A 15,274-nucleotide genomic window follows, 5' to 3' on the forward strand; every position below is an offset into this window, starting at 1 on the left:
GTATGCAGGTTTTTCGTTCGCTCCATTATAGAAATTTCCGGTTACATGTTATAGGTCAAGCAATTTCCCTTATGGGAACTTGGATGCAGCGGATAGCCATCAGTTGGTTAGTCTATGAATTGACCGGATCTGTGTTTTGGCTTGGTTTTGTGCAGTTTATCTCCCTATTGCCTTCTTTGGTCCTGTCTCCATTTATCGGCAGTTTTGTCGATAAGCATAAAAAGTATAAATTGGTTCTGATAACCCAAATTGGTCTGATGATACAGGCTGGGATCTTGACCCTGGTCGTTTATCTGAAATGGGAGAGTGTCTTATGGCTTTCCATCTTAGGTCTTATACAAGGAGTCATTAATTCCTTCGATGTTTTGGGGCGTCAGTCGCTGATGATGTATTTGGTTGGGGACCGTAAAGATCTGCCGAATGCCATAGCGCTGAATTCAACAATTTTCAATGGTGCCCGAATGTTGGGGCCTGCAATAGGAGGTATTTTACTGAGTACATACGGTGAACTCGTCTGTTTTGCCCTGAACTTTATCAGTTTTGTTCCGGTCATTATTACATTATTGATGATGCAGGTTGATGAAACACATGTTCAACTGAGCAAGGGAAGCAATTGGGAAGGCTTGGTCGAAGGCTTTCGTTACCTTAAACGTTCACCGCATATCTCCTCACTGATTATTATCATGACATTCTCCAGCTTGATTGTTATTCCTTATACCTCGTTGCTGCCAGCCATAGCAAAAGAAATGTTTCATGGTGATGAACGTACGTTCTCCTGGTTTGAAAGTGCGGCCGGCCTGGGTGCCATGATTGGTGCATTTAATATGGCCCGTTTAAAATCGGGTACCAATTTGCGCTATCAGGTGATGGGGGCTGCTGCGCTTATGGGAGTTGCATTATTGTTTTTGGCGCATTCGAGTATGCTGCAGATGGCACTCGTCTATGTGATGTTGGTATCCTTTGCCATGATGATGCAAAACTCAAGTATCAATACGTATATTCAAACGCATGCCATACCGATCTATCGTGCCCGGGCAATCTCGTATTACGTGATGGCTTTTCAGGGGATATTTCCCATTGGTACATTGATGATAGGTTCCTTAGCCAGTTATTGTGGGCTTCGAACGACATTATACGTCATGGGTGGATTGGGTATATTGATCGCAATAGTGTACTATGGCTATCTCCGGCTCCATATCCACAAACGCCTATTTAAGTTTTAATTTCCGGGTTCTTAATTTTAAGGTGCGCTTTGCATAATCAATGACAGCGCCATAGTCTGCAAAAATATCTCCGCCCAATACGCCGATCACTGGTTCTAGATCCATCTGCTGATAGGCATAGTTGATCGAGCTTAAATCCAATACCGCAGTATTTAAGTTTTTTATCTGCCATTCACCAATTGTCAGACTCGGAATTTTTATATTGAAACTCTCCATTGAATTGGTGCCAAGTCCTGTTGATAATGTTTCTGAAGGCTCAAGCTGCAATTGGTCCTCTAAAAGATGCCCCAATTGTGTTTTATCAAATACAGTTTTAGATGCGCCAGTATCAACTACCATCTTGAACGAACGATTATATATTTCTATATCGACTAAAATGTGTGTGCCCTGGCCTTGCAAATCCAATAATTGAAATGGTACTGTTGTCATATAGCCAAACATACCCAAAAATTCCCTTAAAAAAGAAATTTTAAAACCCGCATTGTGTGTTGAACGCTCATAAAAAAAGCTGTTATTTATGGAATAACAGCTTTTCATCTTTTTATCGTTTATGAACTAAAGCGCTTTTATTTCTTTCAGTACATTATTCATTGTACGTACTGCTTCTGCACTTTTATTGAATTTTTCTTTGTCCTCTTCATCTAGTTGAATGGGGACGATGCGATCCCATCCTTTTTTATTGATGATAACCGGTACTCCAAGATTGATATCCTCTTGGCCAAATTCACCTTCCAAATAGACGGATGCTGTAAATAATTTTCCTTGATCACGTACGATACTTTCGACGACAGCAGCTGTTGCGGCACCCGGAGCATACCAGGCTGAGGTACCAATTAGGCTGGTCAATGTTGCTCCACCAACCATAGTTTTGTGTACAATTTCGCCTTGCTCTTCCGGGGTAAGGAAATCAGTGACTGGAATACTGTTCCACGTGGAGTGCTTGATGAGTGGAATCATCGTTGTATCTCCATGACCGCCAATGACAATGGCATTGAGATCGGCCGCAGAAGCATTCAGTTTTTCACTCAGTTGATATTTGAATCGGGCTGAATCCAATGTGCCTCCCATTCCAATAATTCTATTCTTAGGTAATCCACTTGATTTAAGTGCTAGATAGGTCATAGTATCCATGGGATTAGATACAATGACAATGATAATATCCGGAGAGTGTTTTACTAAGTTTTCGACAACGGACTTGACAATATTGGCATTTGTCCCAATCAATTCTTCGCGTGTCATTCCAGGTTTACGTGGAATTCCCGATGTAATGACGGCAACAGTAGAACCTGCAGTTGAAAGATAGTCATTGGTTACCCCCTTGATTTTTGATTCAAAACCCAATAAGGCGGCGGTTTGTGCCATATCTTGCGCTTTGCCTTCTGCAAAACCTTCTTTAATATCCAATAGTACAATCTCCTCTGCGACATTTCGACGGATTAAATTGTCCGCTGTAGTTGCTCCTACAGCTCCAGCACCAACAATAGTTACTTTCATATGTAAATTATTTGTTTATTCATGAGCTAATTTTTCCGCTTAAATATGCATGCCGCCTTCGGCGGTTTTTATGCCACATAGGATATCCGGTCCATCTTCACGAATGCTTGTGCTTTTTTTATATGGATATTTCATGAGCATTTATGTGGATTATTAAATAATTCTTGAATTTAATCAATTATTATCAGTAAATCAATGTATTTAGCGGGAATAACTTGTTTTTTGACATAAGGAATAGAACGAGAATTGGTTTGTGATAACAGCTCATGATAACGCCGTCTAATGTCGACGACTTTTATAAAATAGTAAAAAAAATAACAGGCCTGAAATTCGTTCAAGCCTGTTATTTCTATGGTGTAAATCAAATTTGAAATCCTAGAACGGATAGCCGATGGCTAGGTTGAACATCAAATTATCCTTTCTCCATTTTGAGCTTCCAAAGTCGATATCCTTAAATACCCAACGTTCGCCTTTAGGAAGATAAGGGATACGGAATGGTATTGACATATCTGTACGAATAATCAAGAAGGTAAAATCGAAGCGTAATCCCGCTCCGCCACCAACGGCCAGTTCATTTAAAAAGTTCTTGCTGAATTTTCCACCCGGTTTGTTGACATCGTCTCGCTGCAACCATACGTTACCCGCATCAATAAATGCTGCCCAATGAACAAAGCCTGCTAATTTGGCTCTGTATTCGGTATTCAGTTCCAATTTGATGTCACCGGTTTGGTCGGCATAGAAGAGGCCGTTGCTTAATTTTTCAGGTGCTACTGTTCCTGGACCAATCGCACGGGCACCAAAGGCACGGATACTATTAGGGCCACCTACATAATATTGTTTTAAATAGGGAAGTGATCGGGAGTTCCCATAGGAATAACTCAAACCCAAGCTGACCCGCGACGCAAGTTGCGAATTCTCCGATAACTTTAAATAATGTCTACCATCGCCGCTGATCTTGATATATTGCGAAAAATAAGCGTCAAATAATTTGAACGTTTTCCCTTTATTGAAATCTGCTCCTTTTATCAAACCGAGTATGTTCCCTGAGAGGTCCAAGTTGCCTTTGAAATAAAATGTATTTTTCAAATGCTGCTTCATCGTGTTTTGAAACGTAAAGTTGTAGTTCGGACCAATTGTGAATTGTGGTTCGATCGCATGTCTTAAAGCTGGAATGGTATCCATCTGTTTTTGGTAGTTTTCTGAAATACCTTTAGGCTGAACATAGGTAATCTCCATTAAAGCGAGATCATGCTGTTTCTCTTCAGACTCTTGCCAGATATAACCATAATCCAATGCGATCGAATTTAAGGTATATGCTTTGCGTCGATTTAAAAACTCATAGCGGCCTTTGACATAGGTCTTCGGGATAAAACGTCTTGATGGTGAAATTCTTCCAAATGGGGACAATATTCGGGGAAAGGTCAAGGTAGCCTCCATTCCGTAGCGATAATAACTCGAATTGAGGTCAGCCGATCCACCAGTCTGGGTTTCATAACCGCCGAAGACGTTAAAACTCAACTGCTCCGCACCTTTAAATGCGTTGCGTAAAGTCCAGTTAACATTGACTTCCGTACCATTGTATACCGAAGCCATTTTTCCCAAAAGTTCCACGCGGAGTGATTTTTTTGGCAATGGAGTCAGGTAATAGTAGACATCCAGTGCGTTGGGTACTTCTTTGCTGTCAACAAAATTGTTTTTGACAAATTTCCAGCTATTGAGATTCACCAGATGGCTGATGGTTTGGTTGTGGGCATTACGGTTGTAGACGTCGCCGGGATGGAAGAAGATATGATTCGCGATAACAGGCTTTCTATAAAGATGCTGGCGGTCTATAAAATAGTAGCTGCTATCATATAGTTCTGCGTTACGGGTGGATCGCTGATAACCGGTGCTCGTTTCCGTGTAGTTCGGGTAAACGTAGATTTTATTGATCTTTGACGGTACCCTCGCCTGTGCCGGTGTTTCCTTCTTTACAGTAACATACATGTCGACCTTGTTGTTCCGGTGTGAACTGTCTACCTGAACCAGGATGTAATCAGGGCTAAAATAATAATACCCTTTATTTTTGAGGTCATTGTCGATGCGGTCACGCTCATTTAGGATAACATCAAGGCTATAATTTTTGCCCACCTGTAAGAGACTTTTATCGGAGCTCGAACGGATATCTTTACCCAGCTGCGTTGTGCTGTCAATATCAAATTGAACAGATCTTATTCGGTAGATAAAATTTGGCTTGGCCGTATAATTAACCGTTGCTTTTTTGTTTTCAACTAAAGTGTCAGATTTTACTTCAGCATTAAAGAAACCAAAATTCTCCAGACGGTTGCGCAGTAGATTCTCATTGTACTCGCGATTGACATCACTCAACAATACCGGTTTTTCACCAATTTTCTTGAGGAATTTTTTAATGATGTTTTTCCCCACAGAATCACCGGCCATATTGTTGAAGTACAGCTTAAATGGTACGCCAGCTAGACGTTTATTGGGTTTGGGCATCAATGCCGCTTCTAAATGGGTCGCAATCTTTTCCTTGTTTTCCTTGGAGATGGTGTCCGAATCGACTATCACGTTGCCTTTAACATATAAGCTTTCCCCTTCTTTCAGATTCTTGGTTGAAGAACAGGATGCTATAAATGCAGCGAATGAAACTATTCCAACAATATACTTTAGTTTAGCTTGCATGATAACTCCTTTCCTCATCTTCATTTTTTATAGCTGTCGTTCTGATGGTATCTATATTTGATTTTGGACTATCGCTTTTCGGCGTGTTTTTACTGGAGTCCAACTGTTGTTTACGTTTCTCTTGTTCTCTTTCCTCCATACGTTTTCTGTACTCAGGGCTATGGGTCATCAAACTATCTCTGATGACCGTGCGTACACTATCACGATAGACTGAATCAGTTTCCATACGTTCTACATCAAATCGTTTTCTGAAACCTTTGCTATTCGTGTCATAGTACGCTTTGAGTTTTTTCGAACTCATCCAGATTTCCCGGAACCTGTTGTAATCCATATTGATGATAAATCCGATACCTGTTTCTACATATTGGCCTTGGAGCGTAACCTGATATTGATTTTTACGATATACCCGTGCAAAATAGCGACCATCTTGCGAAAGTTGATAATCCAATTGGATATCCCCAGCAATATTGTTGGCGGTTTCTCCCGGACGTGTATTTCCTTCAACTTCAAAATTAGAACCAACGGTAATTTTTAGACGATCATTTAAAAGCATTTTAGATACACCGATATTCAGATCTGTTCGGGTTTGGCCCGCTCCAGTAGCATAATCTTCTTCCGAAGTTAAGTTGAAATCCAGTTCTACTCCGGTGATAAGCTCGGAGGCAAGGCGGTTCAATTGACCGCTCAGGAATGAACTGATGCTATTTCTGACAATGGCTTCTGTGCCACCGCCACCGGATAAACTTTCAAATGGATTGGTCGACATAAAGCGTCCTAAAACGATGAGTGAAAAGACCTGTTTGTTAAGTTCAGATGGATTTTCACGCAAGGTGGTCAATGCGTTATTTACTTTGCTGATCACATCTTGGGAAACAACTGAGTTGTTTTCGTCCAAGTCGATATCAAAATTAAGTTGCGGTTGGAACAATTTGTCAGTAATCTTCAACAAGACATTGAAAGGAATACGTTGCTTGTATAAATTAGCGTTTTCCGATCCCAGTTGCGTCGCTACAAGCTCCAGGGTTGGTGCTTTGGTTGTGTATGCTGCTGTGATATTAAGCTGCGCATCCAAGGGATCTCCGTTCCAGGTGATCGTACTTCCTTTTCGGAATGTAAAATCTTTTTTTACGGGACCAAAACTGAATGAATAGCTCCCTTTGTCTACGGTAAATGTACCTGACAAGGTAATTTTGCTGCTCGCATCAATGCCTGCATTCAGTTCCGCTTCTCCTTGGATATTCAGTGCATCCTGTGAACCGGCATCCAAGAGGATCTTAAATTTGGCATCTTTATCCGTTTGAAGATTCAGATCTACGTCGATTCCCGTCAGACGGGTTACGGTCATAGAATCTAATTTAGCAAATACGTTGGCTCTTGTGGTATCACTCTTATCAACAAATTCGACAACACCTTTACGATCCGCCATCCCAGGATCCTCGTTTGGCATAACAAAGGTGAAATCGGTATCATCTAATACCTTGATTGTACCATCAACGATAGGCTTATCAAGATTCCCCCGAATGCGAAGGTTCGACGTAAGATACATTTTACCATAGAACATGTCGTTGTCGCTTTGTGTTGAATTGAGTACCTCAAAATTGTCTGTATTGATATTGAGATTAAAATCAAAATCAGTATATGTTTTGGTTTCTATGGATCCTGTTACCTTGGCAATATTTCCTTTCTTGTCTTCCAATGCAAATTTTGGGAAAGTAATACCCCTTTCATCCAGATGAATGGTTTCATCTTTAGCTTTGAAAAGTGCATTCAACATAGCAATATTGAATTGTGCATCTTTAAACTTCACATCGCCATTAATGAGTGGTTTGGATGGCGATCCCGTTATTTTTAACTGGCCTTCAAGATTTCCCTTCGAGTCCTTTAGATAACCCAAACTGAATGCCTGAACCGTCTGCATGGAGAGTGGCGCAATATCTAAGGTGAAATCCAGGGTTGCTTCTCCCTTTGGAGGATTGATAAAATCACCACTTAATACGACATTGTTGCCATTTTCACTGATACTGATATTCGCATTATAGGTGTTTTCCTTTTCATTGTTAACTTTTATGTTGACATTACCGACAGTATCTTGTCCAATATAAAATTTGTCGATCGTAAGATCGGATACAAATACAGGGCTACTTTCCAAACGTGATATGGTTGCCTGACCATTAATCCCGCCGCCAAGATCGACTGTTTCACTTTCAAGCATTTTACTTAATGTCTCAATGCGGAAATTTTTAAAGGCAATGTTGAGTGGCGAATTGAGCACACTGTCCTGCGATGATATACTCAGCTCTTGTCCTTTATTACTTAAGATAAAGTCATTGGCCTGAATACCCGTGCTTCCAAATTTGAGCACGTTGTTTGGATTTATCGTCCACTTGTCATAGTTCAGCATAAGGCCATCCTGAAGTAGACTAAAAACAAATGCTCCATTATCAACGCGCATATTGGCGCCCAAATGATACTGCTCTTTCTCTTTCTTGTCTTTAATCCAAAGGCCAAAATCCAAATTATTTTGAATGACTTTACCACTGAAGACTGTATTCACGAGTTCGATATTGCTCACCTTGATTTTATTGATCAAGGCCGAGTAGTAAAGTGTACTGTCCAAGGTATTAATATCCAGCGTAACGTTATTGATTTCGGTACCACTATAGGTGATTTTAGGGGCATCCAACTTGGCAAGAATAGTTTTTGACTGACTATTGAACATACCATCCAACGTAATATCAGACATTTCCGTCAGCTCCGGAAGGAAGTCCTTTATAAATTTAGTCCTGGTCAATTGGGCGGAAAACTCAATATTCTGAGGCTCATATTTGGGAACTTTAACAGCTTTTCCCGGCTGGTAGTATACCTGTAAAATGTCTTGAATGGCATTCTGCAACTCTAAAATTTTGTATTTCCCGACCAAATGGGCATTCAAAAAGTCCGATTTGAGTAGCAGCAAATTGCGGCTGGTATCGGCTTTTGCAACAAGTGAAATGCTGTCTAAAGTATAATATGCGTCGTTGTAAAGAATGGATGAATTGGTGATATGTGCCTCCCCATTTAAAAAATTCGGATCGGCTGAACTGAAATTGCCCACAAGTTTACCATGGTATTTGAGTTCATCATCCATTAATTTTAAGTTTTTAAGATTAATGGTATCTACCATAAGCTCAAAATCCACCTGTGGATATTTGGCCTTCATGTTGGCCGTTGCATTTAACTTCAATTGAATATTAGGATCGGGACTGACAACAGAAGCTTTAATATCCCCTTTGTCCGCAGTGAGATTCATATCGATATTCTGATAACGATAACCCATAGCATCCATTCGATTTACTTTGCCATCAAAATTGGCGACAAGCTTCTTCGGATCTGTTCCATGACCTTTGATTTTTCCCTCAAATGAAAGTATACCTAAGGTACTGTCCATTTTCATGATCTTACCAATGTCAAAATCACGAATACTGACAAATGCATCATAGGTTGTATCCCGGCCTATCATGCCTACTTTACCATTGAATTTGGCTGTTCCTTTCTCTGTTACCAGCGAAAGATTGGTGTTAAAGGCATTCATCCCACCGTTAAAAGTTCCGGTAAGGCCGATCGTATTGGGCAGCTCTATTCCGCTAGGAAGCATTTTTTTTGAAACCAGCTTTTCGATATCGGAACGTCCTGTAGTCAATTTCTTTAAATTAAGATCCATTGACATTTTATCAACATTGGGTAGACCCTTTAAATGCAGACTTGCAATGACACGTGTATTGGACAGAGTCTGGAAATCAATTGCCGGAATATTTAAATCATTTACCTTACCCACAACGCGACCATCAATATTAAACTTTTTGTCCATCAATGGTTTCATCACCTGCATGGTATCCAAAAAAGGAGCAAAATAGTAGATGTCGCGCATATCTACGTGGCTCTTTTTGATCGTTGCATTGACATAGATCAGCTCTGGCTTTTTGGCAATAATATCCAAAGATGGATAGGTTACTTTTAAGTAATCACGCAATAGGGTACGTGGTGTCTCTGCGTACAGGTTTTTGATCTCCGCACCTGTATTTGTATACTTAAAATCCCCCTTCAATTGCTTGATCACAAACCCGGAATGATCAGAGGCTACAAGCTCTTTTAATGATCCACTGATCGAATCAGCGCTATAGTAAAGATCATTTAAACTGGTTTTCATTCCAGGGATCTTAATGTTGAAGTAATCAAAGCCTTTCATACGGGCCTGATTGTTGTCTCTATACGCTAAGCTTGTATTGTTGATTTGGATTTCTTTGGCTGAGACAACCCAGTTTATTTTGGTGGTATCCGTGGTGTTTTTCGCTTCTGTGTTTACTTTTTTCTGGATCTTTCCAAAGAGCACATTATTGTCTGAACCGTCAAGATTGATCGTTTGAATATCGACAAGTTCTTTATTAAGGTCGATCTTGTTAATGTCTGCATGAAGATTTTTGATATAAAATTTTGTGTTCAGCAGGCTAGATTGATCCTCATAGCGCACTAAGATATTGGTCAGGTCAGCAATCTGTATACCGACATCGGGAAGCAAGGTGGTTACTTGTGCCGTTTTATCTGTAATGCCAAAATCTTTGACCGTGGGTGCCGTGCCATCAACAACTGGTCGCCACTGTTTCACTGTGGCACTCAGACCATCTACCTTCACTTTGGGCAGATTGAAGGCCATGTTTTTTGTGAGGTCGAACTTCTTGATGTTGGTATTTAGGCTGTTCAGATAAACATCAGCACTCGTTCCAATAACATCATCGGCATAGACAATATGAAATTTATCAAATTTGACTTTATCGAGGTTAAATAGAAGGGCTGAACTGCTGTCTGCAGTCGGTTTGCTTTCCTTTTGAGAAGCGAAAGCTTTAACAATATAATCAAAGTTGAATGAACTGTCTGGCAATGTACGTCGAATTTTTGCCGTGATTCCTTCTGCTTCAATGCTCTGAATTTCAACGGTATTTTTCAGAAGTTTTAGCATGTTGATATCGACAGCTATGCTTTTTCCTGCCACTAAGGTATCCTTGCTTTGGTCAGCTAAATAGATATCCTGTAAAACCAGTTTTTTAGGGAAATCAATATTAATGTAGCCAATTTTAACAGGTGTACCAATCTTTCCCTCTACATATTGCGTTACTTTTCCGGCAATATAATTCTGAACGGAGGGTATTCTGATTAAAAATACGATTAAAATAGCCAGCGCAATTATTACTCCAATAATCCACAATATTGTTTTGAAAGCAATTCGGGTAAATCTGTTCAACGTATAATTTGATTTAAGTATCTATTAATAAAAATTAAAACGGAAAAAAGTTTGCTAAGTTTTCAGATATATAACGTATATAGCCACTATTTCAGCAAACTAAGATAAATTTGCGTGTAAATGCAAGTTTAATTTATGTGCTATACTTGCTAGCAAATATTAGACAGTTCTCCATTTCCCTTGTATAAAATCATTTTATCGTGGGAATGTTCTAAAAACACATCAAATAATTGACCAAACCATTCTAGTCGTACAAAGTTTTTTGTTTTTTAATTTTATGTTAATAAAAACATTAAATACCTATCAATTTGTCAAAGTAATAGGTATTTAATACATGCAGTATCCTGCTGAATATTCGTTTTGGAGAAGAATATAGGCAATTATTCCATCAGTTTTTTATACTTGCCCCAGTTTTCGAATACCACCCATAACCAAATAATAAAAAGTACAGCCCAAATAATTAGTCCCTGTTGGCTAAAAAAAATCATGTTGTGGGTAAAAATACCAATGAGTATTGGGAAGATGACCAATGCACCCAGCGTTCTTGTTTTTGGAAAAATGAACAATAAACCGCCCAAGAGTTCGATGATTCCAACCAGTGGCATTAGCCATTTGATCGTGGCAAAAGCCTCAAATACTTTTTTCATGTCCATATCCATTGGTGGCGTAGGCATATAATGAAAAAGTTTATCCAGCCCTGCATTGATGAATAACAAGGCAAATAAAATACAAAGTATGTTTTTAAAGATCTTCATAACGGTCAATTTTAAATTGATTATTTTACGGTTATCGTTGTAGGGGGATCAGTGCTGTTATCTTCTTTGTCTTTTTCTTCCTTGTTTGTATTTCGTTCTACAGTGATCGTACATTCTGTAAGCAATGCGGCTACAGCACCGATTGCTGCAAAAACAGGTGCTAGGATCAAGCCTATGGCACCAACAGTTACCGGAAAGCTCATAATTTCTTTGCCATGTTTGTCCGAAATGCTGATTTTGCTCACATTGCCCTCAGCAATGATTTCTTTGATCTTTTGTAAAAGGTTTTCACCGTTAATCTGAAATGTCTCTTTGAATCCCATAATGGTATAATTTAAGTTCGCTCTTATAAAGTTATTCATTTTTTTACAGGAATTTATATAAAGTTATCAGCATGGTTGATCTTTGGTTATTAATAAGCTGTATTGTTATTTTGGAATAGAGCAAAGCGCTTTGCTTCTTGTTTCAAAAGTTTTATCATATATCCTTGTGCTATACATTGCCTGTGCATGACGGATCAAAATTTACTTGAGCCGTCCGTTTGGCTCTTTCGTGAAAGTTCGTGCTCTTCATGAGGTACAATTGTCAATCATATCCACTCTTAATGCGGTTTTTTATCGGATATACTTCGGATATTTAACGGTGCTTATTCGCTTGTAACCGAAGAAGCACCGAACAAGCACCGAACGAGCTCCGAAGAAGTACCGAACAAGCACCGAATGATCTCCGAATTTGATCGCTCGTTAAACATAAAAAAAGTCCCGTGCATTGCGCGGGACTTTTCGAGATTTATAGATTAGCTATTAACCTAATGCTGTTAAGCTTTCTTGAAGAATTTTAATCTTCGCTTCGGCATCAGCCTTTTTACTTTTTTCGTTTTCGACAATTTCGGGTTTTGCATTTTGCACAAACCGTTCATTGGAAAGCTTTTTGTCTACTGAAATTAAGAAGCCTTCTAAGTATTCCAATTCTTTGGTAATACGCTCACGCTCCGCATCCGCATCAATATTATTCTCCAAGGTAACATAACATTCGTCTTTGCCAGCAAGGAAACTTGCTGCACCAGTTATTTTTTCGGAAACAAAAGTTACACCCTCCAGGTTTGCAATCTTGGTGATAATATCAATATATTGCTCCAGATTGATGTCCGATTGTTGATTGATTGCTAATGGTAAAGCAACTTTAGGGGAGATACCTTTAGAATTGCGAATATTCCGAACTTCCGAAATAATCTGTTGAGCGATAGCGAAATCTTTTATAAGCTGCTCATCAAAATCATTCGCTGTAGGATAAGCGGCTACGATAATGCAATCTTTCTCGTCTTTTACACCGAACAGTTCGTCATGCCACAATTCTTCTGTTATGAAGGGCATGAAAGGATGTACTAAAGTGAGTATACGTTGGAAAAAAGATTTTACTGTTTCTAAGGTTTCGCTAGAAATAGGGGAACCATAAGCCGGTTTCACTAATTCAAGGTACCAGGCACAGAAGTCATCCCATACCAATTTGTAGGTTGTCATCAGTGCATCTGATAAACGATAGTGTTTAAAGTTTTCTTCGATATCGACCAAGGCTTGATTTAACCTTGCTTCAAACCAAGATGCCGAAATCTTATCTGAATCCGAAGCTGGAGTAGCTGTAATTTCCCAGCCTTTAACCAAGCGAAAGGCATTCCAGATCTTATTGGCAAAATTACGGCCCTGTACACAAAGTTCTACATCAAATGGAAGGTCATTACCTGCTGGAGCAGTCAATAACATTCCCATCCGCGTAGCATCTGCACCATATTCATTCATCAAATCAATCGGATCAGGAGAGTTGCCCAGTGATTTAGACATTTTGCGGCCCAGTTTGTCGCGTACAATACCTGTGAAATAGACATTTTCAAAAGGCAATTGTCCGCGGAATTCATATCCTGAAACGATCATACGTGCTACCCAAAAGAAAATGATGTCTGGGGCAGTGACTAAATCTTGCGTAGGGTAATAGTAGTTGATTTCTGCATTTTCTGGTTCGTTGATGCCATTGAAAACCGAAATTGGCCATAGCCAAGCTGAAAACCAGGTATCAAGCACATCCTCATCTTGACGTAGATCTGTCAATTGAAGAGTTGTATTACCTGATTTTTCCTGCGCTAAAACAAGGGCTTCTTCAACCGTTTGTGCAACCACAAAATCTTCGTTACCATCGCCATAGAAATACGCCGGTATTTGGTGTCCCCACCACAATTGTCTTGAGATATTCCAGTCGGTAATATTCTCCATCCAGTTGCGGTAAATATTTTTGAATTTCGTCGGATGAAATTTAATGGTATCGTCCATGACATTATCCAATGCAGGTTTTGCCAAGTCTTCCATTTTAAGGAACCACTGATTGGAAATTTTAGGCTCAATAACAGCACCTGTTCGCTCTGAAGTTCCAACATTATTGGTATAGTTTTCAACTTGCTCCAACAATCCTTTTTCCTCCAGCTCTTTCTCGATTTCCTTACGGACTTTAAAACGATCCATACCAGCGTAATGCAGGCCATTGTCGTTCAGTTTTGCTTCGTCGGTAAAGATGTCGACAAATTCCAGGTTGTGCTTTTTACCTAGTGCGTAGTCATTCACATCGTGCGCTGGAGTAACTTTAAGGCATCCTGTACCAAACTCCAAATCCACATATTCATCTTCAATGATGTTCACTTTTCTGCCAACGATCGGCACAATGACTTGCTTTCCTTTTAACCAGGTATAGCGCTCATCATTGGGATTGATACACACGGCTGTGTCACCAAAGATGGTTTCAGGGCGGGTAGTCGCCACAACAATATATTGATCTGTTCCCTCAACCTGATATTTCAGGTGGTATAATTTGCCGTTTTTCTCTTTATAAATAACCTCTTCGTCTGAGATATTTGTTTTTGCTTCAGGATCCCAGTTGACCATGCGGTAACCACGATAAATCAATCCTTTATGATATAGATCGACGAATACGCGGATAACAGATTGATATAGCTCCGGATCCATGGTAAAACGTGTGCGATCCCAGTCACAGGAAGCGCCAAGTTTTTCGAGTTGTTTTAGAATAATACCACCGTATTTTTCCTTCCATTCCCAAGCATGTTTTAAGAAATCTTCACGTGATAAAGATCGTTTGTCAATTCCTTGTTCTTTCAACATAGCGACGACCTTAGCTTCAGTTGCAATGGAGGCGTGATCGGTCCCCGGTACCCAACAAGCGTTTTTTCCCTGCATACGTGCTCGGCGAATCAAAACGTCTTGAATGGTATTATTCAGCATATGCCCCATGTGCAATACTCCCGTGACATTCGGAGGAGGCATCACAATCGTGTAAGGTTCACGTTCGTCCGGGGTGGAACGGAAAAATCCATTCGCTTTCCAATAGCTGTACCATTTTTCTTCAGCTTCTTTTGGATTGTAAGTTTTCGCTATGCTCATTTTAAATTTTTGTATTCAAACTTTTAAGGAACACAAAAGTAAGGAATTCTATGTTATTTTCCTTAGTAATCCATTGATCTTGTTCTCAAACAAAAAGAAGTTATGAATAAAGGCTAAACAATAAGTTCATTGATGATCCTCCTAAGCAAAAGAGTCGGTTATTGCAGTGAGGTAAAGCATAACGCAGGATTTATACTTTTTTAATCTTTTCTTCATATTACTAAGTAATTAGCCTGTATTTTATGTAAATTAATGTAAATTTGCCTGTTTTATTTTTACACGAAGGGATGCAACGATTTGCTAATGAGCTTAGAGCTTTAACACAGTATTTTCTGTTCTGGTTAATTATCTGTTTTATAGATAGATTGATTTTTGTTACTGCTTTTTTTGAGAAAATAGGTTTTT

Annotated in this window: 8 protein-coding genes; 1 reads left to right on the top strand and 7 read right to left on the bottom strand. The window is 39.5% G+C overall.

Going from position 1 to position 15,274, the window contains the following annotated elements; genetic code table 11:
* Positions 1-2 precede the first annotated feature (2 nt).
* Entirely contained in the window at positions 3-1,223 is a 1,221-nt protein-coding gene (locus M2419_RS20360) for an MFS transporter (protein ID WP_153846791.1), read from the top strand.
* On the opposite strand, the gene M2419_RS20365 is transcribed toward M2419_RS20360, so the two are convergent.
* The 7 genes from M2419_RS20365 to M2419_RS20395 all read right to left on the bottom strand — a co-directional run bounded on the left by M2419_RS20365 (position 1,209) and on the right by M2419_RS20395 (position 14,869).
* Positions 1,209-1,760 carry a retropepsin-like aspartic protease gene (locus tag M2419_RS20365; RefSeq protein ID WP_227550229.1) on the bottom strand — a complete coding sequence of 184 codons (552 nt, stop codon included), beginning with the start codon at positions 1,758-1,760 and terminating at the stop codon, positions 1,209-1,211. The two genes, M2419_RS20360 and M2419_RS20365, sit on opposite strands and share 15 nt — an antisense overlap.
* 18 nt (positions 1,761-1,778) lie before the next feature.
* A complete protein-coding gene (locus tag M2419_RS20370) occupies positions 1,779-2,717 on the bottom strand; it encodes a malate dehydrogenase (protein WP_153846792.1) in 939 nt (312 codons plus the stop codon).
* 375 nt (positions 2,718-3,092) lie between these two features.
* Positions 3,093-5,417 carry a BamA/TamA family outer membrane protein gene (locus M2419_RS20375; RefSeq protein ID WP_227550230.1) on the bottom strand — a complete coding sequence of 775 codons (2,325 nt, stop codon included), beginning with the start codon at positions 5,415-5,417 and terminating at the stop codon, positions 3,093-3,095.
* Entirely contained in the window at positions 5,389-10,674 is a 5,286-nt protein-coding gene (locus M2419_RS20380; RefSeq protein ID WP_153846794.1) for a translocation/assembly module TamB, read from the bottom strand. The genes M2419_RS20375 and M2419_RS20380 overlap by 29 nt, the downstream gene beginning before the upstream one ends.
* Before the next feature lie 380 nt (positions 10,675-11,054).
* The gene (locus M2419_RS20385; RefSeq protein WP_153846795.1) at positions 11,055-11,429 is read right to left on the bottom strand and encodes a DoxX family protein; all 375 of its coding nucleotides are present in this window, start codon (positions 11,427-11,429) and stop codon (positions 11,055-11,057) included.
* Between the two features lie 20 nt (positions 11,430-11,449).
* Entirely contained in the window at positions 11,450-11,791 is a 342-nt protein-coding gene (locus M2419_RS20390) for a DUF4342 domain-containing protein (RefSeq protein WP_227550231.1), read from the bottom strand.
* 441 nt (positions 11,792-12,232) lie between these two features.
* Entirely contained in the window at positions 12,233-14,869 is a 2,637-nt protein-coding gene (locus M2419_RS20395; protein ID WP_153846796.1) for a valine--tRNA ligase, read from the bottom strand.
* Between the last annotated feature and the right edge of the window lie 405 nt (positions 14,870-15,274).

It is taken from the genome of Sphingobacterium sp. BIGb0116 (assembly GCF_024808035.1).
In the GTDB taxonomy this organism is placed as follows: Bacteria; Bacteroidota; Bacteroidia; order Sphingobacteriales; family Sphingobacteriaceae; genus Sphingobacterium; species Sphingobacterium paramultivorum.